The organism is Deinococcus koreensis (assembly GCF_002901445.1).
In the GTDB taxonomy this organism is placed as follows: Bacteria; Deinococcota; Deinococci; order Deinococcales; family Deinococcaceae; genus Deinococcus; species Deinococcus koreensis.
The window spans coordinates 120591-145858 of the sequence record NZ_PPPD01000003.1; the positions used below are offsets into that span (position 1 = coordinate 120591).

Annotated in this window: 21 protein-coding genes; 12 read left to right on the forward strand and 9 right to left on the reverse strand. The window is 69.4% G+C overall.

Annotation, left to right across the window (positions count from 1 at the left end):
- Positions 1–774 precede the first annotated feature (774 nt).
- Both CVO96_RS21725 and CVO96_RS18950 read left to right on the forward strand, forming a co-directional pair.
- Positions 775–1155, forward strand: coding sequence for a transposase (locus CVO96_RS21725; protein WP_423739385.1), 381 nt, complete (start codon positions 775–777; stop codon positions 1153–1155).
- Positions 1156–1235: 80 nt separating this feature from the next.
- Positions 1236–1913, forward strand: a complete 678-nt coding sequence (locus CVO96_RS18950) for a winged helix-turn-helix transcriptional regulator (RefSeq protein WP_103314025.1) — start codon at positions 1236–1238, stop codon at positions 1911–1913.
- 95 nt (positions 1914–2008) lie between these two features.
- Here the strand turns inward: CVO96_RS18950 and CVO96_RS18955 are convergent, their stop codons facing one another.
- Both CVO96_RS18955 and CVO96_RS18960 read right to left on the reverse strand, forming a co-directional pair.
- Entirely contained in the window at positions 2009–4633 is a 2625-nt protein-coding gene (locus CVO96_RS18955) for an EAL domain-containing protein (RefSeq protein WP_133161859.1), read from the reverse strand.
- Positions 4634–4726: 93 nt separating this feature from the next.
- On the reverse strand, positions 4727–6103 hold the full coding sequence (locus tag CVO96_RS18960) for a S8 family serine peptidase (RefSeq protein ID WP_133161860.1): 1377 nt from the start codon (positions 6101–6103) through the stop codon (positions 4727–4729).
- A gap of 659 nt (positions 6104–6762) precedes the next feature.
- Between CVO96_RS18960 and CVO96_RS18965 the strand changes: the two genes are divergently transcribed.
- Positions 6763–7290 (forward strand): organic hydroperoxide resistance protein, encoded by a 528-nt coding sequence (locus CVO96_RS18965; RefSeq protein WP_341476192.1) that lies wholly within the window; start codon positions 6763–6765, stop codon positions 7288–7290.
- 131 nt (positions 7291–7421) lie between these two features.
- Here CVO96_RS18965 and CVO96_RS18970 read toward each other — a convergent pair whose 3' ends face one another.
- Positions 7422–7763: a hypothetical protein gene (locus CVO96_RS18970; RefSeq protein ID WP_133161861.1), complete on the reverse strand. Its 342-nt coding sequence runs from the start codon at positions 7761–7763 to the stop codon at positions 7422–7424.
- Positions 7764–8029: 266 nt separating this feature from the next.
- Here CVO96_RS18970 and CVO96_RS18975 point away from each other — a divergent pair, with 266 nt between their 5' ends.
- Together CVO96_RS18975 and CVO96_RS18980 are read left to right on the forward strand one after the other, a co-directional pair.
- Positions 8030–8212, forward strand: a complete 183-nt coding sequence (locus CVO96_RS18975) for a hypothetical protein (RefSeq protein WP_103314029.1) — start codon at positions 8030–8032, stop codon at positions 8210–8212.
- 451 nt (positions 8213–8663) lie between these two features.
- On the forward strand, positions 8664–9557 hold the full coding sequence (locus tag CVO96_RS18980) for an SDR family oxidoreductase (RefSeq protein WP_103314030.1): 894 nt from the start codon (positions 8664–8666) through the stop codon (positions 9555–9557).
- Positions 9558–9786: 229 nt separating this feature from the next.
- Here CVO96_RS18980 and glf read toward each other — a convergent pair whose 3' ends face one another.
- Entirely contained in the window at positions 9787–10956 is a 1170-nt protein-coding gene (gene glf, locus CVO96_RS18985; RefSeq protein WP_243398522.1) for a UDP-galactopyranose mutase, read from the reverse strand.
- Between the two features lie 64 nt (positions 10957–11020).
- A complete protein-coding gene (locus tag CVO96_RS18990) occupies positions 11021–12214 on the reverse strand; it encodes a glycosyltransferase family 1 protein (protein ID WP_243398514.1) in 1194 nt (397 codons plus the stop codon).
- Between the two features lie 345 nt (positions 12215–12559).
- Here CVO96_RS18990 and CVO96_RS18995 point away from each other — a divergent pair, with 345 nt between their 5' ends.
- Positions 12560–13849 (forward strand): glycosyltransferase family 2 protein, encoded by a 1290-nt coding sequence (locus CVO96_RS18995; protein ID WP_243398515.1) that lies wholly within the window; start codon positions 12560–12562, stop codon positions 13847–13849.
- Here CVO96_RS18995 and CVO96_RS19000 read toward each other — a convergent pair.
- The 4 genes from CVO96_RS19000 to CVO96_RS19015 form a co-directional block, all read right to left on the reverse strand.
- Positions 13816–14403 carry a class I SAM-dependent DNA methyltransferase gene (locus CVO96_RS19000; RefSeq protein WP_103314031.1) on the reverse strand — a complete coding sequence of 196 codons (588 nt, stop codon included), beginning with the start codon at positions 14401–14403 and terminating at the stop codon, positions 13816–13818. The two genes, CVO96_RS18995 and CVO96_RS19000, sit on opposite strands and share 34 nt — an antisense overlap.
- Positions 14400–15188 carry a PIG-L deacetylase family protein gene (locus CVO96_RS19005; RefSeq protein ID WP_243398516.1) on the reverse strand — a complete coding sequence of 263 codons (789 nt, stop codon included), beginning with the start codon at positions 15186–15188 and terminating at the stop codon, positions 14400–14402. The genes CVO96_RS19000 and CVO96_RS19005 overlap by 4 nt, the downstream gene beginning before the upstream one ends.
- Entirely contained in the window at positions 15185–17635 is a 2451-nt protein-coding gene (locus tag CVO96_RS19010) for an acyl-CoA dehydrogenase family protein (RefSeq protein ID WP_103314032.1), read from the reverse strand. Before CVO96_RS19010 ends, CVO96_RS19005 begins: the two co-directional genes overlap by 4 nt.
- A gap of 149 nt (positions 17636–17784) precedes the next feature.
- A complete protein-coding gene (locus CVO96_RS19015; RefSeq protein ID WP_133161862.1) occupies positions 17785–18765 on the reverse strand; it encodes a hypothetical protein in 981 nt (326 codons plus the stop codon).
- 210 nt (positions 18766–18975) lie between these two features.
- Between CVO96_RS19015 and CVO96_RS19020 the strand changes: the two genes are divergently transcribed.
- The 6 genes from CVO96_RS19020 (at position 18976) to CVO96_RS19045 (ending at position 25077) form a co-directional block, all read left to right on the forward strand.
- Positions 18976–19902 (forward strand): PRC and DUF2382 domain-containing protein, encoded by a 927-nt coding sequence (locus CVO96_RS19020; RefSeq protein ID WP_103314034.1) that lies wholly within the window; start codon positions 18976–18978, stop codon positions 19900–19902.
- A gap of 80 nt (positions 19903–19982) precedes the next feature.
- The gene (locus CVO96_RS19025; RefSeq protein WP_103314035.1) at positions 19983–20504 is read left to right on the forward strand and encodes a YsnF/AvaK domain-containing protein; all 522 of its coding nucleotides are present in this window, start codon (positions 19983–19985) and stop codon (positions 20502–20504) included.
- A gap of 179 nt (positions 20505–20683) precedes the next feature.
- Positions 20684–21559: an SDR family oxidoreductase gene (locus CVO96_RS19030; protein WP_103314036.1), complete on the forward strand. Its 876-nt coding sequence runs from the start codon at positions 20684–20686 to the stop codon at positions 21557–21559.
- Entirely contained in the window at positions 21556–22134 is a 579-nt protein-coding gene (locus CVO96_RS19035) for a hypothetical protein (protein ID WP_103314037.1), read from the forward strand. Before CVO96_RS19030 ends, CVO96_RS19035 begins: the two co-directional genes overlap by 4 nt.
- On the forward strand, positions 22127–23743 hold the full coding sequence (locus tag CVO96_RS19040) for a GMC family oxidoreductase (RefSeq protein WP_243398517.1): 1617 nt from the start codon (positions 22127–22129) through the stop codon (positions 23741–23743). The genes CVO96_RS19035 and CVO96_RS19040 overlap by 8 nt, the downstream gene beginning before the upstream one ends.
- Entirely contained in the window at positions 23740–25077 is a 1338-nt protein-coding gene (locus CVO96_RS19045) for a family 1 glycosylhydrolase (protein ID WP_103314039.1), read from the forward strand. Before CVO96_RS19040 ends, CVO96_RS19045 begins: the two co-directional genes overlap by 4 nt.
- Positions 25078–25268: the final 191 nt, after the last annotated feature.

The following is a 25268-nucleotide window of genomic DNA, read 5'->3' on the forward strand; positions in this document are numbered from 1 at the left end:
CGGAGGGGGAGAAGGCCGGCACCCTCCACACTATTAGAGGCCACGAACGCTGTCCCACTCGATACATGGACTCGCAATCGCTCAGGTGTGTCGTACTCCCCAGGGGCAGGATCGCTCAGGTGTGTCGTCGCCAGGAGATGTAAATCGCTCAGGTGTGTCGTCGGTGGCCAGACTGCTTCACTCAAGTGTGTCGTCCCTGGACGATCTTCCCGTATGCGGCAATCGCTCAGGTGTGTCGTCGGCGTATCATGACGTTGCCTAAATGAAAACCCCGTGCTGGACAGCAAAAATTTCCATCAGCTTAGGCGCATGCGCGGATGATTTGGCTGGCGTTGAGGCGAACAGTCCACGACTCCTCGGTACACCGTGGGTTTCGGATCTGTCGCCCAGCTTGGAGAGATTGGATGCAGGCAGCACCCGGAGCTTTTGCCTCCGCACCTGACCTGGCGCGCGGCCCGAGCCCAATCCTGCACTATGTGCACCGCCGGCTGCGAAAGGGTTGGAGACTGACAACTGTTCCTCCAGGGCGCGCGGAAAGTGCACTGGCGAGTGCAGGCGTGAATTCAAGCTGTCGCCAAGCGGGCATAGCACGCCGATTCAGTCGGAGGATCTCAAAGCTTCGGATGGAGGAAGACCGTCTGAATGCGTTTGGTCACGCTGGAAAGAGGCTTCGAGTCGCCGAGCCAACGGCAGTCTCCGGTCGATGAGAGCGGTGGTTGAAAATGGTGTAAATTCTGCATCACGGTCAGTCCTAATGACCGACAACCCCTCATGATGCCTCTTCCCGTCTCCAGCCCTGCCGCGCCGACCCACCAGCTCACGGATCGTGAATGGCGTGGGATCGAACGTCTGCTGCCTCTCCCCAGCCCGCGAGGTCGGCCGTTCGCTGACCGTCAGAGCGTCATGACGGGGGTGGTCTGGCAGTTCCTCACCTCCTGCCCCTGGCGGGCCGTGCCCAGGCAGTACGCACCCTGGCAGACCTGTTACCACTACCGGCGAGAACTCGATCGTCTGGGCGTATGGCCGGAGATCGTCCGGGCGCTGGAACTGGTGCCGGGGTCACTGCTCACCGGGACTGCGGGCAAGCCGGCGTCAGCCGACATGGGGGATGGCTATCGGGTCGAACTTCTGCGTGGAACGGAGGAAGTGGAGTGAGACCCCGAACCGTCCTCACTGACGCTCTCAAATCTGCGGTCGGCCGACCACTTTCGACAGTAGACTGACCCGGTGAGACCATGCCCAGGGGCTTAAGCGGCGCCCACTCCCCGGATAAGGAACGCCCCACGGGCCGGCCATCGAGCGCGGATCAGCCGACCGTGGACATGGCCCTGGTGCTGTCGATTTTTCAGACAAAGTACGTGGCGCATCTGCTGCTGGCGCTGATCGAGGGCCCGCAGAGCTTCAGCGCCCTGCTCGGACAGACAGGCATCGCCAGTTCGGGCACCTTGTCGGCCCGCCTGCGCGACCTGCAACGCTGGCAACTGGTGACACGTGAAGGCAAGCTGTACGCCCTGTTGCCCGCCGGGCGGGCCAGTTTCAGCGTGCTCAGGCAGATGGAGCTGTGGGGGCAGCGGCGTGCGGCCGGGCAGGGCCACGCCGATTACGTGTTGCTCCAGCGCACGGGATCACTGGCCATCATTTATGCCCTGATGGCCGCTCCGCTGCGGGTGCGCGACCTGAGCGAGCAGGTGCGCCTGGTGAGCCGCCGAAGCCTGCTCCACCGCCTTCAGGAATTGACCGAGGCCGGCTATCTGAGGCGCCAGGGAGAGTCGACGGCCGTGTTCTACTCCCTGACGGAACGGGGGCAGACGCTACGCCCGGTCATGGATGAGCTGACCGTCTGGTGGTCGATGTACCGGGCCCTCAAGCCGCTCCCTGAAGCGCGGCAGCTGGTGGAGCTGGATCACCGGTGAGATGGCAGAGCGTCGGAGCGGAGTCTCCGCAGACTGGCCGGCGCCCCGGATCTTCAGGTCGGGTGGGTCAATCCACGCCCTTCAGAGCAACGTCTTCAGGGACGCCACCGGGCCTGGGGACGGCCGAACAGGTAGCCCTGCAGCACCGGCACGCCCAGGCGCCGCAGCGCGCCATGCTGTTCGCTGGTCTCGATGCCCTCGGCCACTACGTCCAGGCCCAGCGCGTGGCCCATCTGCACGATGGCCGCGATGATCGATCCGGCCCGCTCGCTCTGACCCAGCGCCACCACGAAACTCCGGTCGATCTTCAGGCCGTCGAGCGGAAAGGTGTGCAGGTAACTGAGGTTCGAGAAACCTGTGCCGAAGTCGTCGAGCACCACGCGTACGCCCGTTCGCTTCAGCTCGCTCAGCAGGCGCACGGCCCGCTCCGGAGACTGCATCATCAGGCTCTCCGTGATCTCCAGTTCCAGCCGCTCCGCCGGCAGTCCGCTCTCTGCCAGCGCGCGGCGGACGCTCTCGGCCAGGCCGCCCCCCATGAACTGCCGGGCCGAGAGGTTCACCGCCACCCGTACCCCGTCCCAGGCCGCCGCTTGACGGCAGGCCTCGCGCAGCACCCAGTCGCCGACCGGCACGATCAGGCCACTGCGCTCCAGCAGCGGAATGAACTCCGCCGGAGAGCGTCGGCCCAGCGCGGCACTGTTCCAGCGAAGCAGCGCCTCGGCCGTCACCACCTGTCCACCCGCGGCGTCCACCAGCGGCTGGAAGTGCAGCTCGAATTCGCGCCGTTCGAGGGCGCGGGCCAGACCGCTTTCCATGCTCAGCACCGCGCTCCGGCCCCCGGCGCTGGGCAGGTGAGGGGAATACACCTGGATGCCGCCGCCCTCCGTGGCCTCGCGGGCCGCCACATGCGCGGCGCGCAGCAGGTCGTCGGCGTCGCGGGCGTGCTGGGGAAAGTGGGCGACCCCGATACTGGCCGAGATCACCACCTCGGCGCTGCCCACGCTGAACTCGGACGTGAAGGCGTCCATGAACTGCCGGGCCCGGCGGTTGAGCACGGCGCTCTCGTGCTCGCCCCTGATCAGCACGGCGAACACGTCGCTGCTGACGCGGGCCAGGGTCTCTCCGCTGCCCAGCAGCCCTTCCAGCCGCCCGGCCACCTGCCGCAGCAGTTCGTCGCTGGCCGCCTCACCCAGCGTGTCGGTGATGCCCCGGAAGCGGTCGAAGTCGAGGATCACCAGGGAGTGGGGTCTCTGTTCACGGATGTCCTGGCCGATCAGCACCCGCAGCAGCAGCCGGTTGGGCAGGCCGGTGACACTGTCGCGCAGCCGTCCACGCTCCAGCTCCTCCACCTGCGCCTGCACCTTGGCCTCGGCGTCCATCCGGGCCTGGTCGCTGATGGTTCGGAGCTGGCGTTCGTGCTCGGCGTCCAGCCGGGCGCTGTTCAGCCGGGCGTCCCGGGCCAGTGCCTGGGCCTGCTGTGCCAGCGCCAGCGCCCGCTGGTCGCGTTCCAGCGCGGTGGCCTGCCGCAGATGGTGCAAGCTGGCCCGGGGATCGTCGCCCTCGTGGGCGTCGGCCAGCAGCAGGTGCGCGTCGTAGGCGGCCTGGGGCCGGGTGCCCTCGGTGGCGAGCTTCAGGGCGTGGTGGAGGCCACGCTGGGCCAGGTCGCGGCGCCCGCTGGCCAGCCAGTTCTTGGCGCGGCCCAGCGTGGCTTCCAGATGGGCGTCGAGATCACTGCTCGTCTGCGCGAGTTCCTCGGCCTGCAGGAGGTAACGGTCGGCCGCGTCGTGGTCCCCCAGACCCGAGTGCAGCAGGCCGAGGCTGTGCAGGGCGCCCGCCCGAACCCTGGGCAGGCCCAGGTCGTCTGCGGCCCTGAGCGCGGCGCCCAGCAGATCGGCGGCGTCGGGCCGGCCCAGCTTGCGGAAGATCTCCCCGGCGTTCAGGGACATGGTGGCGTGCGCGGCGAGATCGTCTGCCGCCAGCGCCGAATCCCGGGCGTGCAGGTAGTGCCCGGCGGCCTCGTCCAGCCTCTCCATGCCCTCGAGCAGCAGCCCCAGGTTGCTGTGGACGTACAGGTCGCTCACCAGCGGGGTCTGGCTGCCGGGCAGCCGCTGCAGGGCCCACTGCAGGATCTCCAGGGCCTCGGCGTGCTGACCCAGGGCGATCTGGATCAGCGCGCGGTTGCAGGCGGATCGGATCTCGCCCGCGACGTCCCCATGCTCGGCGCGCAGCCGCTGGGCGGTCTCCAGGGTGGCCAGGGCCAGCAGGCTGTCCCCGCGTCCATGTTCGATCTGGGCCCGGAGGTTCAGCGCCTCAGCCTGGACATCGGCCTGTCCGGCCCGCACCGCCACCCGGATCGCCATCGCGAGGTACCGCTGGGCCTCGTCGGTCTCACCGGACATCAGCAGCGCCTGGGCGCGCAGATGGTGCGAGCGGGCCAGCAGGTCAGTCACGGGAAGCGTCGCGGCCGCGGCGTCGAGAAACGTGAGCGCGGTTCGGGCCTGTCCAGCCCTCAGGGCGGCTTCGGCGGCCTGCAGGTCGGCCTGCGCCAGCAGGGGAGCCGGCGGGTACCCTGCTGGCACTGAGGGAGACGCCACCATCCGCACGCCGGAGGCCCGGGCGTGGCTGACGACAGGATCGACGGCGACCAGTGCCTCGCTGGGCGGGGCGACGGGATCTGGAGCGCTCACCGGCGCCGATGAACGGTGGGGCTCGCTCAACACGCCGGCATTTTAGGTGAGGGTGACTTGCAGAATCCTCACACAGCGGCTCAGCGTCCCCATGAAGTGCAGGGACACTGAGCCGCCGGGGAGAGGTCAGCGTCCCAGGGCGCTCAGGGCGGCGTCGAGATTCAGGCGCCCGCTGCCGAGCTTGCCGGAGTAGGGGGCATTGTCGCTCACGGTGTTGACCTTGCTGGCGGCGGTGGTCAGGGCGGCCGCCGTCTGCTGGCCGGTCGCACCCAGGCCCATGCCCAGCGCCAGACCAGCCGACACCATGGGCGTGCTCATGCTGGTGCCGCTCCACGCGGCCAGTCGGCTCTGCGGGGCGGGGCCGTACACCCCTTCGCCCGGCGCCAGGAGTTCCAGCGCGGCGCCGTACTGGGAGAAACTGCTCTTGGTGTCGGCGGAGTTGACGCTGCCCACGGCCAGGTTCATCGGCATAGTGGAGAACTGGGCGGCCGGGTAGTCCAGGCCCTCGGTGCCCCTGTTGCCGGCAGCGGCGGCGACGACCACACCCTTCTTGTTCGCGTAGTTGATGGCCTGCGTGACGGCCGAGACGGGCGCGTCGGCCCCCAGGCTCAGGTTGATGACGTTGGCTCCGTGGTTCACGGCCCAGACGATGGCCGCGCTCACCGACGAGACGTCCCCGCTGCCGCTCTGGTTCAGCACCCGCAGCGGCATGAGCTTCACACCGGGGGCGATCTGGGCGATGATGCCCGCCACTTCCGTGCCGTGGCCCGTCAGTCCGGTGCCCAGTTCCCCTTCATCCTGCGGGGTGTCGTCGTTCGCCACGAAGTCCCGCCAGGTGCTGGGATCGGTCAACATCCCCACGTAGGCCGGGTGCGTCAGATCGACGCCGGTGTCCAGAATCGCCACCGTGATGCCCTCGCCGGTGGCCCGCCCGGCGCTCTGGACGGAGTCGAGGCCGATCTGGCGCCAGGTGGCCGTGTTCTGCGGCACCGGCTGGAAGACGGCGTTGCCCCACAGGCCCACCGAGCCCGAGCCCCAGAGCCCGACCGAACCCCAGCCCCACAGCCCCACGGAGCCCCAGCCCCACAGGCCGACCGAACCCCAGCCCCACAGGCCCACGGAGCCCCAGCCCCAGAGCCCGACCGAACCGTTTCCAGAGACGGTGCCCGAAGCGGGCTGGCCCTTGCCGACCCGGAAGACGTTGACGTTTCGATCGACGTCGGTGCTGGCGCCCAGCGACCGCAGGTTCGACTTCGCGCCGCTGACGCCCAGCAGGGCAAAATCAGGCGTGCGGGTAATCAGGATACCGTTGTACTGCGCTTCGAGTTGCGCGTCGCTGGCGGAGCCGGGATTCTTCACCGTCAGCACCGCGTCGGGGCCTGAAGTCGTGCGGGCCACCTGGGGCGTCGAGGTGGTGCCGCAGGAGGCGAGCAGGACACTCAGGGCCAGGGCGGCTGCCGTCAGGGAGGTGCGGGTACGGGTCTTCACAGTGGTCTCCTTCATGATAACGAGATGGTAGAGAGATGAGCGACGGCTGCGGCGAAACTTCCGAATGCAGCATCGGGACACCAGGGTGTCGATGCGTGGAGCGATTCAATACCGGGGGGGATGTCTACCCCGCAGTGTGAAGGATGAAAGGTTGGATTGCAATTGGAGTTGTCTGACCCCCCCCCAGTACGGGTGTGATCATTCCACATCGCACTCTCATTCATCTCAGGTAAAAGATTGAACCCCCTGGATAGCTGACCGTGGGTTATCAAGTTCACATACTCTGCTCATCGCAATTTCCGGCAGGGGAGGCTCTCGAGATCGAGCCGAAAGGCTCAGTACGCGACGGTCTGGAGCCTGCCGTGGCTCGTGAGGGCCCTTCGGCCAACCGGATTGGGGGTCACGGATCTGTGCCCTAGAAACCGGGCGGCCTCCTGCCCTCCACCGCCCAGAGATCTCGTCGTGGAGCTGCCCGCGAGTTCTTAACCTTTGCGGCCAGATGGGGTAAATGTGGAGTCTGGGAGGAACGACAGCGTGGGCTGCAGGTTCGAGGCCGCGTGTTGAAAACGGCGAAGCATCCCAGTCTCAGCTCACGGCGACCCGGTGACCATCGGCCCGCACTGGCGCAGGCCGGCCCTGGAAGTCGTGCCCACTGTTGGCCCAACCTTGACACGGTGATCGTGCTGACCGTCTGGCACGGCGGCCTCGCCTACGGTGGGGCCATGAGTGCCGAAAGCCAGCCCAAGCTGCTGTTCCAGACCCGCGCCACCGCCCACGGCGGCCGTGCGGGGTATATCGAGTCGCCCGACCACCACCTGGCGGTCAAACTCAGCGTGCCGCAGGAGATCGGCGGAGACGGCGGCGTAGGCACCAACCCCGAGCAGCTGCTCGCGGCCGGGTACGCGGCCTGCTTCCAGAGCGCCATCGGGGTCGTGGCGCGCCGGGACAAGGTGAGCTTCGGCTCGTCCCGCGTGACCGGGATCGTCGGGCTGCGGAGCGACGACCTGGGGTACGTGCTGGAGATCGAGCTGCAGATCGTCCTGCCGGGCCTGAGTCCTGAGCAGGCGCGGCATATGGTCGACGAGGCCCACAAGGTCTGCCCCTACAGCCGGGCCCTGCGCGGCGACGTCACGGTACGCCTGACGGTCGTCGAGGAGCAGGAGCCCGCTCAGGGTCAGGCGGAGACTGCTGCCGTCCGCTGAGTCTGGATGAGCCTGGTGGGCGTGCCGGTGACCCCTGTTCCCGGCAAGGGATGAAAACCGTGGCTGAAGTGGCGGCGTCTGGATCGGGCGCCGCCATCTTCCATTCCTGGAAAAGGTGGAGAATGCCTCCCTCAGCCGTGCAGAGAGAACGCTGAGCCTGACGCGTCCAGGGGGTCACGCTGCCACACCTGCGGCGAGTCCAGCCGGTCATCGGTGGGTGCGATCTGGTTCGACTGCTGGGAGCAAGTGCCCTGAGGGGGCAGCTGGGCCACCTGCACGGCTTCCAGCATCGCCCGCAGCAGGGCGACCCGGATGATGGGGTCTTCTCCGAGGGCCAGCGTCCGGCCCCCCTGACGGATCTCGACGCAGTGCAGCGTGAGGCCGGAGTCCAGCACCCGCGCCGTGTTCAGCTGCTCGCACCCGCTGGCCACCAGAAGCTGCCAGACTCTCACCGATGCCGACGTAGATTCCATAGCTCCGACCCTACGCCTCCGCCGGGAAAAGGCCCATGCAGACTCTCTTCAGCCTCCCTTGAGTGGAGCTTCGCCTGATGGGGTGGCAGCTCCCCCCGTCGGCCGGGTCATCGCTGTGGCCGGCTGTCTGTACCGAGGAGTGGCGCGGCAGGGGTTCGATGAGTCATGATGGCGGCGTCCACCCCTGTCTGATAAAGGATGTCTGACGCATCCCCCTTTGAAGCCAATCCCCCCACAGGCCCACGGGCCTTTAGAGGAGATGTGTCATGACCCTGCTGCTCACCGCTGTGTGCATTGAACTCGCTGCCCTGATCACCGCCGCCGTGTTTTCCCTGTCCCGGGGCCACCCCCGTAGCGGGCTGGAGACCGAGTGGGACGATCCGGTGCCTGAGCAGTACCACCAGGCCTGGTCGGCCCGCCAGTGGGTCGGACACGGTCAGGCCACCTGACTGTCCTGTCCGGTGTAAGAGGCAGTCCGGTGGGGAGCCGGGGCGGCGGAGGCTCGGGGGTCATGACCTGATTCTGCAGAGTGTCAGGACAGACAGGCGAGCCGGGGGCTCAGATCCCGAGGCTGCTCTCGTCCAGGCGGGCGTCCGCCGCTCGGCCTGATGGCTCGCTGCCGGTTCGGAGTGCCCCGGACAAAAGAGGAGGTGCCTCCAGGTCGCGCCAGAGGCAGTTCCTCTTTCATCGGTTGCCGCCCCCGAGCTTGAACGCTCGGGCCTGAACCTCCGGGGTCGAAGCCGCGGCCACGTCACTGGACGCCTACGCGGACGCAGATAAACCCGGATTGAGCCAATTCTCGACTGTCTGAACCGGTGGGCCGTCACACTGCCCTGCGACGGCGAAAAGTGCCGCTACGGCGGTCTCCTCACCTTCCAATCCAGCAGCGAGGTACCCAGCATGTCGACTTCAGGTCAGCCCGAAACCGCTCCGACGTCCGAACTTCCCACCAAGCCCCCCGCCGAGACCCAGGAGCAGCAGCCCGGCAGCGAAGCCCAGATGAGCATGGCGCCGGTCGTGATCCGCGAGGGCTACCGGGGCAGCGGCAAACTGGAAGGCAAAGTCGCCCTGATTACCGGGGGCGACAGTGGCATCGGGCGTGCGGTCGCCGTCCACTTCGCCCGGGAAGGCGCCGATGTGGCCATTCTCTATCTCGACGAGCACCAGGACGCCCAGGACACCCTGAAGATGGTGCAGGCCGAGGGTCGCCGGGGGCTGCTGATCGCCGGCGACATCGGCGACGTGGAGTTCTGCCGTGACGCCGTGGCGCGCACCGTCAGGGAACTCGGGGGTCTCAACATCCTGGTCAATAACGCCGCCGAACAGCACCCCCAGGACACCATCAGCGAGATCACCCCGGAGCAGCTGGAACGCACGTTCCGCACCAACATCTTCGCCATGTTCTATCTGGTGCAGGCCGCCACGCCCCATCTCCAGCGCGGCGACGCGATCATCAACACGACCAGCGTGACCGCCTACAAGGGAAGCCCGCAGCTGCTCGACTATTCAAGCACCAAGGGGGCCATCGTGGCCTTCACGCGCAGCCTGAGCGGCAACCTGGCCGAACAGGGCATCCGCGTGAACGCCGTGGCGCCGGGGCCGATCTGGACGCCGCTGATTCCCAGCACCTTCGATGCGGAGCGTGTGCAGGCTCACGGGGAGAACACGCCACTGGAGCGGGTCGGGCAGCCCTCGGAGGTCGCGCCCAGCTACGTCTTCCTGGCCTCCGAGGACAGCACCTACATCACCGGACAGGTGCTCCACCCCAACGGTGGCGACGTGGTGAACGGCTGAACAGCACCATCCGCCGACAGGAACCGGGAGGAGCGGCAGACTGACGAGTGCTGTCGCTCCTCCTGAGCTGATTTCACATGCCCCCGTTCTGATCAACATGAGACATCAAGGCACATCTGGGCATGGTGAGCCCGCCATCCGACAACCACAGGAGAGAACAACGAACATGCGTGCGCTGAGGGATCAGGCACGCATGGTCTCGTTGACGATGTCTCTCGTCCCCGGATCGTCAGCGGCTGCCGACCTCGCTCCGGGTGTCGGCGGTCTCGGCGGCAGCGCCGCCCAGGAGCTTCTGATAGGTCGCCAGCGCCTGGGCCACCACCTGATCCATGTTGTAGTAGCGGTAGGTCGCCAGCCGGCCCACGAAGGTCACGTTGGGGGTGTTCTGGACGTCCTGGGCGTAGCGGCGGTACAGCTCGGCGTTCTCGGGGCGCGGCACCGGGTAGTAGGGATCGCCCTCGGCGCGGGGGTATTCGTACACCACGCTGGTCTGCGCGTGTGTCTGTCCCGTGATGTGCTTGAACTCGCTGATCCGGGTATAGGCGTAGTCGTTGGGGTAGTTCACGGTGCCCACGGCCTGGAACTGCTCGGTGGCGTGGGTCTCGTGCACGAATTCCAGACTACGGTAAGGCAGCTTCCCGTAGCGGTAGTCGAAGAAGGCGTCGACCGGGCCGGTGTAGATCATGTGCTGCCAGGGGATGAAGTCCTGGATCTCGCGGTAGTCGGTGTTCAGCATCACCTTGATGTTCGGGTGATCGAGCATCGCCTCGAACATCCGGGTGTAGCCGTGCATCGGCATGGCCTGGTAGGTGTCAGCGAAGTAGCGGTCGTCGCGGTTGGTGCGGGTCGGCACGCGCGCCGTGACGGAGGCGTCCAGCTCGCTGGGGTCGAGGCCCCACTGCTTGCGGGTGTAGCCGCGGAAGAACTTGTTGTAGAGGTCGCGGCCGACCTTGCTCACCACTACGTCCTCACTGGTCTTCACTTTCTCGACCGGCTCCGCCACCGACGCGAAGAACTCCTCGACCTGGAAGGCGGTGAGGTTCAGGCCGTACAGGCGGTTGACGGTATCGACGTTGATCGGGATGGGCAGGAGCTGGCCGTCCACGCTGGCGAGTACCCGGTGCTGGTAGGGCCGCCACGCCGTGAAGCGCGACAGGTAGTCGAACACGTCGCGGCTGTTGGTATGGAAGATGTGCGGGCCGTAGGGGTGGATGAGCACCCCGGCATCGTCGTAGCGATCGTAAGCGTTGCCCCCGATGTGGGGACGCCGATCCACGACCAGCACGCGTTTGCCGGCGTCGCGGGCGAGCCGCTCGGCGAGGACGGAGCCGGCGAAGCCCGCGCCCACGATCAGGTAGTCGAAGCCCGCGGTGGCCGAGTCGAGCCATCCGGTCTGCATGTCGTTGGCCTCCAGGGGGGCTTGCATCATGTTCTCAGGCGTGTCCTGGGGCAGGGTGCGGGGCTCAGTCATCGGCGGCCGCCGCAAAGCCCTGGGCCAGACGCCGGGCCTCATCGGAGTGGCGCTGGGCAGCGCGGGCCAGGTGGGCCTGCATGGCCTGCCACGTCCTGTCCCACGATTGCGTGGCCAGGAAGGCGTCGGCGCGCGCCAGGCGCTGCTCGGCCGCGGGCGTGCCGGCTTCGGCCAGCGCGGCGGCGCAGGCGGCCCCGAAGGCCCCGGCGCCCTCGGCGATCCGCACCAGCTCCTTGTCGCCGTACGGACGAATCACGTCATGGATGCCCGTGGAGACCACCGGCAGCCCGGCCGCCAGATATTCGGGCGTCTTGGTGGGGCTGATGAACTCCGTGGCCTCGTTGCGGGCGAACGGCATCAGGGCCACGTCCCAGTGGGCCAGGTAGGAGGGCAGGTCGGTGTAGGACTTCATGCCCAGGAAGTGCACGTTGTCCAGGCGCGGCAGGCTGGCCGGGTCGATCTTGACCACCGGCCCGATCAGGACGAACTGCCACTCGGGGTGAGTGCTCGCCAGTTCGCTGAGCAGGCCGATATCCAGCCGCTCGTCGATGACCCCGGCGAAGCCCAGACGGGGATGCGGGATGTCCTGCTGATCGGCCGGATCGGCCGGCCCCAGCCGGGCCTGCGCGAAGTGCCGGGCATCGACGCTGGACGGAAAGGCGTGGGCATCCGGGTGGTGCCGCCGCTTGGACTCGTACAAGCGGTGGCCGCCCGTGAAGATCAGGTCGGCGCGCTCCATCAGGTCGGCCTCGCGCTGCCTCAGCTCGGGCGGGGCGCCGCGGAAGTTGGCCAACTCGTCCATGCAGTCGTACACGGTCAGGCGCGGGTTCAGGCGGTCGGCCACCGGCAGCTCCATCGGGGTGTAGACCCACAGGTCGTATTCCTGCAGGCCCTCTTCCTGAACGAAGCGCTCCAGCAGCGCCGCCGTGCGGGCCTGCGACTGCGCGGCCGGGTGGCCGGCCTGGATGTGGGGCCGGAGCACCTGCACGCCAGAGGCGTCGGCCCTGACCTCCAGGGAGTCGTCCCACTCGCCGAAGACCGGTTCCTCGATGTAGTACACCGGACGCTCGCGCACGGCGCGGGTCAGCAGATGCTGGGGCCGCTGAAACACGAAGTCCCAGCGCAGATGGGAGAGTACCAGCAGGGCGGGGACGGGGGAGTGCTGGGGGAAAAAAGCGATTGACACGAACAGGCCTCCTCCCGGATCCGGGCGGTATGGAATGACTTGGGGGGGTAGGAAGCGGGCGGCGGGGCCCAACTGATCCCGACTATAGATCCAGCCGGCGTCAGCTTCATTTCACGCTTCTCAATGGAACTAACGGCTGAGCAGAGAAAATGTTCAAGAGTTCTTCACGCTTTTGTGTCCCTGGGACGGCCCCGGAGTCGGTTCCGCTCAGAAATGTGCGCCCTGGAGGGCCTGCGTTCCTGCCACCCCTCACACACAGAGCCACTCACGGGCGGGAAACACGTCTAGTCGGCTGTAAGCCAGGCTCAAGACGGCAGGCGAGCCGCCCGCTATCCTGGGCGGCCCGTGGCCCCCCCACCCCCCCCGCAGATCGTGATCGCCCTGCCCGCACGGGACGAGGCCATGCGCATCTCGCGGGCCCTGCATGCGCTCGCGGCGCAGCGGGGGCCATTGCCCCCCTTCTCAGTTCTCCTGCTGGCCAACAATTGCCGCGACGAAACCGCCGAGGTGGGGCGCCGCACTCGGCCCGCCGGACTCGACCTTCACGTCCATGAGGTCACGCTCGCGCTGCCGCAGGCCAATGTCGGCGGCGCGCGCCGGCTGGCCCTGGATCTGGCCGCCGACCTCGCCGGGGAGCAGGGGATCATCGTTTCCACCGACGCCGACACCCTGACGCACCCGGACTGGCTGGCGGGGCTGCTCGCGCCGCTGCGCTGCTCGGCGGCCTCGGCGGGCCGGCTGATGCTCGATCCGGGGGAGCGTGCCCGCCTGAGCGCACCCATCCGCCACACCCATCTGCTCGACTGCGCGTACCGCTGGGCCGCCACGCAGCTCACGGCCCGGCTCGACCCCGATCCGCACGATCCCTGGCCCAGGCACTGGCAGCACTTCGGGGCCAGCCTCGCCCTGCACGTCTGGGCGTACCGGGCGGTGGGCGGCCTGCCCGAGGTGCCCTGCCTGGAGGACGTCGCGCTGGTGCAGGCGCTGAGGCACGCCGACCTGCCCCTGCGCCACACGCTTCAGGCACGGGCCTATACCAGTGCCCGCCTGAGCGGCCGGGTGCCCGTGGGGCTTTCCACGCAATTGCAGGAGTGGCAGAACGGCCCGGAGTGCTGGACGGTGCCCGGTGCCGCAGAGGTCGCCGCACTGGCGCGGGCCGAGGCGGCGCTCCGGGCCGTGTATGGGCACGCGGGCACCCGACATACAGGCACTGAGCAGTCCGGCATCAGGCAGTCTGGGCCGATGCTGGCCCGGATCGGCCACCACTGGATGCTGCCCGAGCAGGCCCTGCGGGACGCCCTGGAGGCCCCGCGTCTGGGGCTGGCGCTGCACCACGCCCACCGGGCCCGCGAGCAGGGCGGGCTGTGGAGGGAGCGCTATCCCGCCGAGCCCGTGACCCAGGCCCTGCGGGCGTTGCGCCAGGCCCTGGCGGAGGTGTCTCCAGGGGAGACGGTCACCGGTCTCCGGTCACGTCCCATGCCCGCGCCACAGACTCAGCCGCAGGCTTCCGGCACGCCCGGCCGGGACATCGGTTCCAGCGAAGGCACGGCTTCTGGCGAGGCTGGCCTCCTGTGCCAGAGCCCCTTGCCGGAGAGCCGGTCTCATGAGGGCTCAACCCAGACATCCAGCCGGTAGCCCTGCCGCCCGTCGCCGTGCCGCTCGCCGTGGAGGTACTTCAGCGTTTGCCCGAAGCGGAGGAGCGCGGCCTCGTGAACCTGATCGCCGGTCTGCGGATAGTCGTGAACGGGCGGTGTCCAGTGCACCAGAATCACCGTCCCGCCCGGCGCCAGGCGGGCCAGCACCTCGTCCAGCGCCCTCTGCTGATCCTCCGGCGAGAGGTAGTACAGCACCTCGGAGAGCACGATCAGGTCGAAGGACTCGGGGGGCAGGCCGCCGGGCAGGCGGCGCCGCTCGAAGCGGACGTGGGGATGGGCCGCGTTGCGGGCGCGGGCCGCGCTGAGGGCCCGGTCGTTGACGTCCAGGCTGAGCAGCTGCTCCACCCGCCCGGCCAGCCGGGAGGTGAGCACCCCGATCGAGCAGCCGACCTCCAGCCCCCGCCCGTAGTGGGCCCGGGGCAGGGCGGCCAGGGTGCGCTCGTACTTGGCCGCCTCGTAGGCGCTGGTCTCGAACTGCCAGGGGTCGGCGTTGGCGCGGTACACGTCCTCGAAGTAGTCGTCGGGTAGGGTCACGGGGCCCCGTCCTGGCGCGACAGGGACTCAGCGGTTCCACCCGATTCCAGGGGCTCGAACAGCCGCTCCGGGCCACGCACCGCCCGCGCGACCATGGCCTCGGCGAGCGTGAAGCCGCCCGGGTCGTCCTGGATCAGGCCGAGCTGAGAGGCGTGGGCGGAGATCGCCCGGCTCTTGCGGGCGGCGGCCCCGCCGATCTCGAAGGCCCAGGGCCGGGCCTCGTCGGCGGGCGGCCAGTCGTCCGGGGTGCCCCGTTCGGTGAGCCACACGCTGTAGCCCAGCACCCGGCATCCCGCCGGGCGCGCGGCCATGAGCAGCGTCCAGCAGGCGCGGTGATCCGGGTGGGGGTCACGCCGCCAGGGCAGCAGCAGGGTGCGCGGCGGCGCCCCGGCGAACGCCGCCTGCAGCCGGGGCCGGATCACCGCCGGGTCGCAGCGGTCGAGCGCTCCGTCGGGCAGGTTCAGCGTCTGCGTGTGCTCGGGGGGCACCCCCAGCTCGGCCAGCCCGGCGCGCCACTCGCTCAGGCGCAGCGCGCTCAGCCGGGAGGGCGGGAAGGCCCGCGACCCCGGATGGGAGGCCGCGCCGTCGCTCACCAGCAGCGCCCAGACGTCCTGCCCCAGCGTGGTCAGCGCCGCGATCAGGGCCCCGCAGCCCAGCGCCTCGTCGTCCGGGTGAGGGGAGACCACCCAGACCGGGCCCGGCAGGGTGCGGGGGTCGAGCAGCTTCACCTCGTCCGGCTGGATCTGGACGTGTGTCCGCGTCTCCCGCGTGATCCGCGCGCTCACAGGGTGTCCCCGGTCAGGCTCCAACCCGCGTCGGGCCAGCCCGGCCCTTCCAGCACGTGGCGGCCCAGGGCCAGCCGGGCGGCGTCGGGAGCCGGCTGGCGCAGGTACATCCGCAGGTCGAGCAGGCGGCGGGTGATGCCCGGCTGCAGCAGCCCGCGGGCGCCCACGGCCCGCTCGATGCCCTCGGCGCAGCGCAGGCAGGCGTCCTCGGTGACCATCCGCGCGAGGTGGATATAGGCCAGCGTGGCCTCGCTCCCCTGGGACGGTTCCCGCTGGAGGTGGGCCAACCGGGACTGGGCCAGCAGCCGCCCGCCCTGGAGCACGGTCTGCCAGGCGGCCTCCAGTCCGGCGGCCAGTTCGGCGAAGCGCAGGCGCTGCACGTCGTCGCCGGCCCGGCCGATCTGGCGCAGCGCGCTGCAGCCGGCCTCCAGCAGCGCGTCGGCGCCGCCCAGCTGCACCGCCAGGAAACGCAGGGCGCCGCCGCCGAACTCGGGCTGGGCGTAGTAGGCGCCGGGTGGGCCGATCAGGTCGCCGGGCTCCACCGGCAGGCCCGTGAGGTCGGCGCGCAGGCTGAGCGTGGCGCGCATCCCCAGCGGCGTCCAGAAGGCGGGATCGAAGCGTTCGGGGGGCACCGGGCCACGCAGCAGCACCATCGTGCGCCCCTGGCCGCCGGGCAGCTCGGCCGGCACCAGCGCCCGGCCCACGAACCCGGCCCCGGAGGTGAAGGCCTTGGCGCCGCTCAGTGTCCAGCCCCCGTCGGGCCGACTGACCAGGGCCACGCCCGGCGCCTCCTCGGTGTTCCACACGCCGAACAGTTCACCGTGGCCGGCGTCCTGGGCTGCCTGCGTGCGCTGCTCCGGGGTGCCGTAGCGGGCGATCAGCTCCAGGGCATTGAGATGGCCCTCGTAGACGCGGCCGACGCTCAGGCTGGCCCGCCCGACCGAGCGCAGCAGTTCCAGCAGTCCGGGGCCTGCGAGCCCGTCGCCGCCGTCTGGTGGGGGCAGCGTGACTGTGAGCAGCCCGGCGTCCCGCAGCGCGGCGAACGACGCGGCCGGGAAGGCGCCGTCGGCGCCCCGGGCGTCGGCCTCGGCCTCGATCGTCTCCAGCGCCTGCCGGAAGCGGGCGCGGGCGCTGTCCAGCGCGGTGCGGGCGTCCGGCGGCGTGGGCGCTACCTCCTCGGCGGGCTCGCCCTCGGCCCGGGCGGCGGCCCGCAGCACCCGCGTCACGGCGTCGGCCAGGGGGCCGTAGGCCGCGCGGTGACCCAGTTCATCCGGGTAGTCCCACAGGCCGTTGTGGCAGTGGCGGTCGTCGTCCCAGCCCGGGTGGTTCACCACGGGATACAGGCAGACTCCCAGCACCGGCACGCCGGCCCGCGCGGCCCGCAGGGCCTGGGTCGCCACCTCCTCGAACCAGGGCGCCCGCGCCTCGTCCTCTGTGCCCGTCTCGGCGATCAGCAGCGGCCGGCCGAAGCGGGCATACACCTCGCCCAGCAGCGAGGCCAGGGGGCGCGCGTCCGGGTGGCCCAGGGGCAGCACCTCGCGCTGGCCGTGGTCGCCGTGGTGCCGCCACTGGTTGTAGGGGTAATAGTTCACCCCCACCACGTCCACGTAGTGTGGGGCGCCGCCCAGCTCGGGCCGGACGCGGCCCATCAACATGTCCAGCGCCTCGTACTGGGAGTCGTGGACGATCCGGGCGTGGTGGGCCTCGTCGGGGCGCTCCGGGTGGGGCGTCACCTGGATCAGCGGCTCGGCGTGGACGAAGCGCACCGCCGGATCGACCGCGCGGGCCGCGTCCATCGCCGCGATGGCCGCGCGCACGAGGTTGGCCTTGAGGGTCGGGCCCCGGCCCCGGGCGAAGGGCGGCAGATACCCCACGTCGCCCCCGCCCCAGGCGAAGAAGGAGATCTCGTTGACCGGGCACAGCCACAGTTCGCCCTGGGTGTGGGCCCGCAGCCAGGTGGTCGCGGCATGGGCGAAGGCGGCGAAGGTCTGCGGGAAGTCCGGGGCGAAGACATCCACGTGATCGGGCACGCCGTAGTGCAGCAGATCCCAGATCACTGTCAGGCCGCTCCCTCGCGCCGCCTCAACCTGCAGCTGGGCGCTGCGGAAGTCGTAGTGTCCCGGCGCCGTCTCGATCAGGTGCCAGCGCAGGCCGTCGCGGGCCCCGCCCAGCCCGCTGGCCCGCAGCCGCTCGTAGTCCTGCCGGGCCAGCCGGTCGTGGGCGGTGGCGTCGATGATGTCGATGCGGCGGCCCGAGGGTCGGCGGTGGGTCGAGCACTCGAAGCCCCCCAGCACGAATGACGAGAAGGCCGGAGGAGGAGGCTGAACCTCGGCCTCAGCTGCAGCCGCCGGCTCGGCCCCGACCTGTGGAAGCTCAGCGGGAGCAGCCGGCTTGGCCGCCCAGGGCTGATTCCCCTCCACCGGCTCTGTCTGCTCCACGCCAGCCATCACTTCTCCCCGAAAGCGTCTCAACGTTCCTTCTGCGTGATCCATGCGGTGTCCCCTCTATAGGCCTGCTCGTGACTTCTCACGAGAGCGCCCCAGACCAATCGTCTGGGGCGCTGCACTCTCGTATTCCGATGCGGTCTCCGGCGCCCTCAGCTCTTCTGGGCGGCGTCGCGGATCTTCTCGCGGGTGCTCGCGGCGCGGTGGCCGCCCAGCACCGAGGCGCCGATGATCAGGCCGGCGGCCAGCAGGCTGGCCCAGGCGGCGGTGGTGGCGGCCTGACGGGCGATACGCGCCGCCGCTTCCGCCGCGTCGGTGGCCTGCTGCTGCACCCTCTTGGCCTGAGCCACGATGGCGGTCTGGGTGGCCTGCGCCTGCTGCTGGGTCAGGCCCTGGCGGGTCAGACGGGTCACGAATTCAGGGCCGCTCAGCGCATTCTGGATGTTGTTGACCCGGTTGGTCACGAAGTCGCTGACGTTCGAGACATTGCCCAGGTTCTCGCCGAGGTCGTTGCCGGCGCGCGTGATGATGCCGCTGACCACGCGGGCGGCGGCCGTAGACTGCTCCTCGCTGAGGCCGGGGCTGGCCTCGCCGATGATCTGGCCGATGGTATCGGCGTTGAGCGAACCGAGCAGCGACTGCGCAGCGTCCTGGGTGCCGGGATTGGCGGCGGCGGCGGAGCCGGCCGCCGTGGCGGCGTTGGCCGCGCCGGTCGCCACGCTGCCGATCACGTTGCTGGCAGTGCCGACCAGCCCGCGCACCACGTTGGACAGCACCAGGGTCAGCGCCAGCATCATCAGGAAGCCGGTCAGCAGGCCCGTGAACTGGCCGCGCGTGACCAGGGCCTGGTTGCCGGCGCGCACGGCGGTGTAGCCCGCCAGGAACGAGCTGATAAGCAGGCTCAGCGCGCCCCAGATCACGGCGCTCAGGGCCAGGCCGCCGGCGGTGTCGATGGTGCCCGCGCCGATGGCCACTCCCAGAAGGCTCAGCGCGACCTGTACGGCGATACCGGCGACGACGCCGGCGAAGATGCCGCGCCAGCTGATGCGGGGACGGGAGTTGGCCTCGTTGAGCAGACGCTCACTGGCGTTCTGATTGGCGAGGGGGTCGTTGGAGTAGGTGCCGGAAGTCATGAGGCCCAGTGTGCGGGACACCTTTGAGGTGGGGGCCTCTGAGCGCTTCATGGACTGCTTCCTTTAAGTTCATGGGCTGTTAAGTGAGCCTCACAACTTTAAGAACTTCATCCTTTCCGCAGGTACGGGGGGCATCGACTCCCCACACTTTCGATCACGGCCCACAACATTACGACCCGGTGCCAGATCACCTGTTTTCAAGGAGTTCCTATGACGAAAATGACCCCTCTGTCCGATCTTGTCCGCGACCGCAACTACGATCTGTCCGGTACCCACGAGGCTGTCATCGGCCAGGCCGTCTACGGCAGCGGCGGCGAGAAGATCGGCACCGTCCGTGAGCTGCTGGCCGAGGATGGCGGCAAGATCCGCTACATCGTCGTGGAGGTGGGTTCCTGGTTCACCAGCCGTGAAGTGGTGGTGCCCGTGGGCATGGCCCGCATGGAAGACGACGGCGTGTACCTCGACAGCCTGACCAAGGATCAGGTCAAGGGCATGACCGCCTACGAGCCGGGCATGGACTACAACGACGAGGCCCAGGTCTCCGACATCCGCACGCTGACCGGCGACGCCTACGTGGCGCCGGCGGCCGCCTCGGCCACGCCCCGCGCCGCCGACCACTACAGCGACGAGAAGATGTTCACCACGCCCCAGCGCCTGCAGCTGCTGGAAGAGCGCCTGCTGGTCAACAAGGAGAAGTACGTGGCCGGCAGCGTGGAGGTCGGCAAGCGCGTCGAGACCCGCACCGAGAACGTCAACGTGGACGTCTCGCACGAGGAAGTGGTCATCGAGCGCCGCGCGGTGAGCGAGCCCCGGCCGGTCGAGGGCAACGTCACGCTGGGCGCCGCCACCGAGACCATCCGGGTGGATCTGGAGGCCGAGCGGGCCACCGCCCAGAAGCAGGCCTACGTGACCGAAGAGGTCGAGATCGGCAAGCGCACCGAGACCCAGCAGCAGACCATCAGCGACACCGTGGGCCGTGAGGTGCTGGACGTGACCCGCACCGGAGAAGTGGCGGTCAGCGGTGAAGTCAACGGCCAGATGGCCGCCGGGCAGGACGGTCGCAACGCGCTGGAACGCGGTGTGGACGCTGTGAAGGACGCCGCAGATCCCCTGGACGGCAAGATCGACCGCCGCTGAGGCCTGTTCGACATCTTCAGGCGGGGGCGGTGCGAGCCGTCCCCGTCTCCGATTGAATATCTGGAAATAGAAGGAGGAACATGACTCAGAACAATGCCGATCTGCCGGGCCTGTCCGAGGGACTGGTCAGGGCCGCGACCGAGGCCGACTGGAACTCGCCGGACGTCACCCTGCTGGGCACGCTGGAACTGCGCGAGGAGATGGTCGAGGTCAAGCGCGAGCGGAGTCCGCGGGGCCAGGTGACGGTGCGCCGCGAGGTGCAGACCCGTCAGGAAACGGTCACCACCGAACTGCGCCGCGAGGTGCTGCACATCGAGGTCAGCGCGGGTGGCCCGGCCGTCTATATCGGGGACGACCTGCTCCAGCCGGGCGAGTCGCGCGAGGTGGTGCTCTACGACGAGCAGACCGTGGTGACCACCGAGCCCTTCGTGGTCGAGGAAGTCCGCATCGGGAAGCGCAGCGTGCTGGAGACCCGGCAGACGCCTGTGGAACTGCGCTACGAGGTGCTGGTCGTCGATCCCCGCGTGCAGGGCGCAGCGCAAGGAACCCTGTCCGGGACGCAGGACGCCCGCCCAACCGGCACTCCTCAGAGCAGCGACTGAATGTCGGATTCGCGCCTGATCTCACTCCTCTAAGAATCTGAAGCGCAGCCCGACCCAAGAGTCAGGCCCGGACGGGGTATCTCGTTCCGGGCCTGACCCTTGGGCGTTCCTTGAGCCTGCGCGGGCCGGTGGGATCGCCGACAAACAGCGCGCCAGCCGGCCCCGACACTGCAGGCCTGATGACCGAGCGACCGAAGGCGGAGGACTTTAAAGACGCCCAGCTGCTGCCCTACCCGGCCAGGCAGTCCGAGATGACGATCGCGCCGCAGACGGAGCTGAGCGAGTACCGGGCGGCCGGCAAGCTGCGCGGCAAGGTCGCCCTGATCACCGGCGGCGACAGCGGCATCGGGCGCGCGGTCGCGCTGGCCTATGCGCTCGAGGGCGCCCAGGTCGCTATCGTCTACAACGAGAACGACGCCGATGCCGAGGACACCCGCGCGATGGTCGAGGCCCGGGGCGGGTCGTGCCTCGTGATCCGGGCCGATGTCCGGAGGAAGGCCGCCTGCTCGGACGCCGTGGAGCGCACGGTGCAGGAATACGGTGGCCTGAACGTCCTGGTGAACAACGCCGCCTACCAGAAAACCCAGACCAGCATCCTGGACATCGGGGAGGAGCAGCTGCGGCGCACGCTGGAGACCAACCTCTTCGGCTACGTCTTCATGATCCAGGCCGCGCTGCCGCACCTGTCGGAGGGCGACGCGATCATCAATACCGGCTCGATCGTCGGGCAGACCGGCAATGAGCTGCTGGTGGACTACTGCGCCTCCAAGGGGGCCATCCACGCCCTGACCCGCGCGCTGGCCCTGCAGTTCGGCAAGCTGGGCAACGGCATCCGCATCAACGCCGTGGTGCCGGGGCCGGTCTGGACACCCAACATCCCCGGCACCATGCCGCTGGAGGAGGTGCAGCAGTTCGGCCACGAGGTCGCGCTGGGCCGCCCCGGACAGCCCGAGGAGCTGGCCCCCGCCTACGTGTTCCTGGCCAGCGCCGACAGCTCGTTCGTGATGGGCTCCCTGCTGCACGTCACGGGCGGCAAGCTGTCGAGCGACGCGTGAGCCGCGACCCACAAGGCGCCGGGGCCACCCTGGCCGAACTCCTGAAGTCCCCGCACGTCACCAGTCCTACCCGGCAGGTGCTGGAGGAGCGGCTAGAGGCACGACACGAGCCGCGTGCCCTGCAGGCCGACGAGTTCAGCCGGCTGCAGGCGGTGGCCCGGCGCCTAGTGCCCCCTGATCCCGCGCTGTTCGTTCCCGGTGAGCCCGACCTGGCGGGAGCGGTGGATCACCGACTGGCGAGTGGCCTGGGCGACGGCTGGCGCTACGACGACACGCCGCCCGACCTGGAGGCGCTGAAAGAGCTGCTGGACGTGCTACCGGTAGATTTCGTGAATCAGCCCAGCGAGGGCCAGGACGCACACCTCCGCCGCCTGCAGGAGCGCTTGCCCCACGCCTTCGAGGATCTGCTGGCCGAGCTGACCGAGGTGTACTACAGTCATCCGCTCGTGCAGGTGAGCCTGGGGGTGGCGCCCTTCGCCGACGCTCCCGGCTGGACGCGCATCGGGCTGGACGAACGCGAAGAGTGGGAGCCACAGGTGGGCGGGGCCGCTCCCAGTCCGGAGCGTCATGGCTGACTTGAGGGACATGGGGCGGCAGGACAGCGGGCCGCACGGTTCAGGGCGCCAGGACTTCGACGCCGTGGTGATCGGGACGGGCGCGGGCGGCGCACCGCTGCTGGCCCGGCTGGCTCAGGCGGGGCTGCGCGTGCTCGCGCTGGAAGCGGGCGAGGCCCACCCGCCAGAGGCCATGCCCACCGACGAACGCGCCCAGGCCGGGCTCTTCTGGCGCGACGAGCGGCTCTCGGCCGGGGCCAACCCCCTCCCGTTCGGCAACAACAATTCCGGCTGCGGCGTGGGCGGCTCGACCCTGCACTACACCGCCTACGTGCCCCGCCCCCAGCCCGACGACTTCCACCTACGCCGCACCTTCGGGGTGGGCGAGGACTGGCCGCTGGCGTTTTCGAAGCTGGAGGGGTACTTCGACGAGCTGGAGGGCTTTCTGGGCGTGTCCGGCCCGGCCACCTATCCCTGGGGGCCGCCGCGCCGCCAGGGCTACGCCCACCCGCCGCTGCCCCTGAACGGCGCGGCCCAGCTCATGCAGCGGGGGGCCGAGGCGGTCGGCCTGCGCACCTCGCCCGCTCCCAACGCCGCGCTCAGCCGCCCGCAGGAGCAGGAGGGCTACGGCCTGCGGCCCGCCTGCACCAACCGGGGGTTCTGTCAGGCCGGCTGCTCGGTGGGGGCCAAGGCCAGCATGGACGTGACCTTCCTGCCGCTGGCCACCCGCCACGGCGCCGAGATCCGCGCTGGCTGCTTCGTGACCGATCTGGAGCGGCGCGGCGACCGCGTGACCGGCGTGGTGTACCGGCAGGGTGGCCAGGAACGCCGCGTGCGGGCAGGGGCGGTCTTTCTGGCGGCGGGCGCCATCGAGACCCCCCGGCTGCTGCTGCGGCTCGGGCTGGCGAACTCCAGCGGGCAGGTCGGGCGCAACTTCATGGCCCACGTGGGCACCCAGCTGTGGGGGCAGGTGGAGGAGGAGGTGCGGCCCCACAAGGGCATCCCCGGCGCCCTGATCTCCGAGGACACCCACCGCCCGGAGGGCGCGGACTTCGCGGGCGGTTACCTCGTGCAGAGCATCGGTGTGATGCCCGTGACCTACGCCTCGCAGTTCGCGCGCGGTACCGGCACCTGGGGCGCGGCGCTGACCTCGCACATGCGCGGCTACCGGCACACCGCCGGCATCAACGTTCTGGGCGACTGTCTGCCGCAGCCCGGCAACTTCCTGGAACTCTCGGACGAACCCGACGGCCGCGGCCTGCCCAAACCGCGCATCCACTTCTCGTGGGGCGAGAACGAGCGCCGCATGAACGCCCACGCCACCCGCCTGATGACCGACCTCTGGACGGCCGCCGGAGCGAGCGGTTTGTGGACGCTCGAGCGCTCGGCCCACGTGATCGGCACGGCGCGCATGGGCCGTGACCCCCGCCGCAGCGTGGTGCGCCCCGACGGCCGCGCCCACGACCTGGAGAACCTCTACATCAGCGACAATTCGACCTTTCCCAGCGCACTGAGCGTCAACCCCGCCCTGACGATCATGGCTCTCTCCCTGCGCACCGCCGATGGCTTCCTGGCGGCCCGCCGAAAGGGTGAGAGTGCTTGTGATCGGGGCGCCCTGGAGCAGACATGAGCACGAGTTTTCTCGACATCATCCAGCAGCGTCAGGGGGGCGGCCCCGCCGCCGGGGACGAATTCGGCGGCGCCCAGGGCCACGACGGCTCGGGCCTGCCCAGCGCCCAGGCCAGCAACTTCATGTTCGCCACCGGGATCGAGTGCTCCTACCCCACCATCCAGGGCGGCCGCGTGCGGCGCGACCAGCTGGAGGAATGCGGGCATTACGAGCGCTGGCGCGACGACCTGCGGCTGGTGAAGGAACTGGGCCTGCGCTTCCTGCGCTACGGCCTGCCCTACCACCGCGTCCATTTGGGGCCGGGGCACTACGACTGGGAATTCGCCGATCAGGCCATGGCCGAGCTGCGCCGCCTGGGCATCACGCCGATCCTCGACCTGTTGCACTTCGGGGTGCCCGACTGGCTGGGCAACTTCCAGAACCCCGAGCTGCCGGTGCACTTCGCCGCCTATGTCGAGGCGGTGGCCCGGCGGTATCCCTGGGTGCGCTACTACACGCCGGTGAACGAGATCTACGTGACCGCCCGGGCGAGCGGCCGCGACGGCCTGTGGAACGAGCAGCTCAAGAGCGAGATCGGCTTCGTCACGGCGCTCAAGCACGCCACGGCCGCCAACATCCTGGCCTGCCACGCCATCGCCCGCGTGCGGCCCGACGCGATCATCGTGCAGAGCGAGAGCGCCGAGTTCCTGCACGACGCCAGCACCCGCCGGCGCCCCGAGATCGCGCTGCAGAACCGCCTGCGCTTCCTGGCCTTCGACCTGCTCTATTCCGTGCCGCCCGACGCCGACATCTGCCTGTACATGATGGACAACGGCCTGACCCGCGAGGAATACCAGTGGTTCATGGCCGGGGAGCCGCCGGGCCACCAGATCATGGGCAACGACTATTACGGCCGCAACGAGAAGATCGTGAAGCCCGACGGCACGGTCTGTATCGCCGAAGACGTGCTGGGCTGGTCGCAGATCACCCGCGCCTACTACGAGCGCTACCGCAAGCCCGTGTTCCACACCGAGACCAACGTCTTCGACCCCGAACAGGCGCCGGCCTGGCTCTGGAAACAGTGGATGAACGTGCTCAGCATGCGCCAGGAGGGCGTGCCGGTGCTGGGCTTCACGTGGTACAGCCTGATCGACCAGATCGACTGGGACATCCAGCTGGCCGAGCAGCGCGGCACCGTCAACGCCTGTGGCCTCTACGACCTGAACCGCCAGCCCCGCCCGGTGGCCGCCGCCTACCGCGAGCTGCTGGAACACTTCGGGCAGATTACCCTGATGGCCCACGGGGAGTTCTTCGAGATCACGGATCAGCCGGCCCGCCTGAAGGTAGAAGTGTAGGAAGTCCGGCCAGAACTGGTTCTGTGCCTCTCACCGTCGGTGCCCGGCGAGCCTGCTGGTTCGATTGGAGAACCGAAGGATCAGCGTTCGCCTCTGGACTCCGGGTCACGTCGTTGCATTGCTTTGAGCAGATCCTCTTCCAAAAGCGAGGCGTGGAGACGGCCCTGTCACGCCCCGTCGGGACATACCGG

Excerpts from the sequence above, each read along its gene's own strand:
- CVO96_RS21725 (WP_423739385.1), top strand. The coding sequence starts at position 775 with ATGCCTCTTCCCGTCTCCAGCCCTGCCGCGCCGACCCACCAGCTCACG.
- CVO96_RS18950 (WP_103314025.1), top strand. The coding sequence starts at position 1,236 with ATGCCCAGGGGCTTAAGCGGCGCCCACTCCCCGGATAAGGAACGCCCC.
- CVO96_RS18960 (WP_133161860.1), bottom strand. The coding sequence starts at position 6,103 with ATGAAGGAGACCACTGTGAAGACCCGTACCCGCACCTCCCTGACGGCA.
- CVO96_RS18970 (WP_133161861.1), bottom strand. The coding sequence starts at position 7,763 with ATGGAATCTACGTCGGCATCGGTGAGAGTCTGGCAGCTTCTGGTGGCC.
- CVO96_RS18975 (WP_103314029.1), top strand. The coding sequence starts at position 8,030 with ATGACCCTGCTGCTCACCGCTGTGTGCATTGAACTCGCTGCCCTGATC.
- CVO96_RS18980 (WP_103314030.1), top strand. The coding sequence starts at position 8,664 with ATGTCGACTTCAGGTCAGCCCGAAACCGCTCCGACGTCCGAACTTCCC.
- glf (WP_243398522.1), bottom strand. The coding sequence starts at position 10,956 with ATGCAGACCGGATGGCTCGACTCGGCCACCGCGGGCTTCGACTACCTG.
- CVO96_RS19010 (WP_103314032.1), bottom strand. The coding sequence starts at position 17,635 with ATGGCTGGCGTGGAGCAGACAGAGCCGGTGGAGGGGAATCAGCCCTGG.
- CVO96_RS19015 (WP_133161862.1), bottom strand. The coding sequence starts at position 18,765 with ATGACTTCCGGCACCTACTCCAACGACCCCCTCGCCAATCAGAACGCC.
- CVO96_RS19020 (WP_103314034.1), top strand. The coding sequence starts at position 18,976 with ATGACGAAAATGACCCCTCTGTCCGATCTTGTCCGCGACCGCAACTAC.
- CVO96_RS19025 (WP_103314035.1), top strand. The coding sequence starts at position 19,983 with ATGACTCAGAACAATGCCGATCTGCCGGGCCTGTCCGAGGGACTGGTC.
- CVO96_RS19030 (WP_103314036.1), top strand. The coding sequence starts at position 20,684 with ATGACCGAGCGACCGAAGGCGGAGGACTTTAAAGACGCCCAGCTGCTG.
- CVO96_RS19040 (WP_243398517.1), top strand. The coding sequence starts at position 22,127 with ATGGCTGACTTGAGGGACATGGGGCGGCAGGACAGCGGGCCGCACGGT.
- CVO96_RS19045 (WP_103314039.1), top strand. The coding sequence starts at position 23,740 with ATGAGCACGAGTTTTCTCGACATCATCCAGCAGCGTCAGGGGGGCGGC.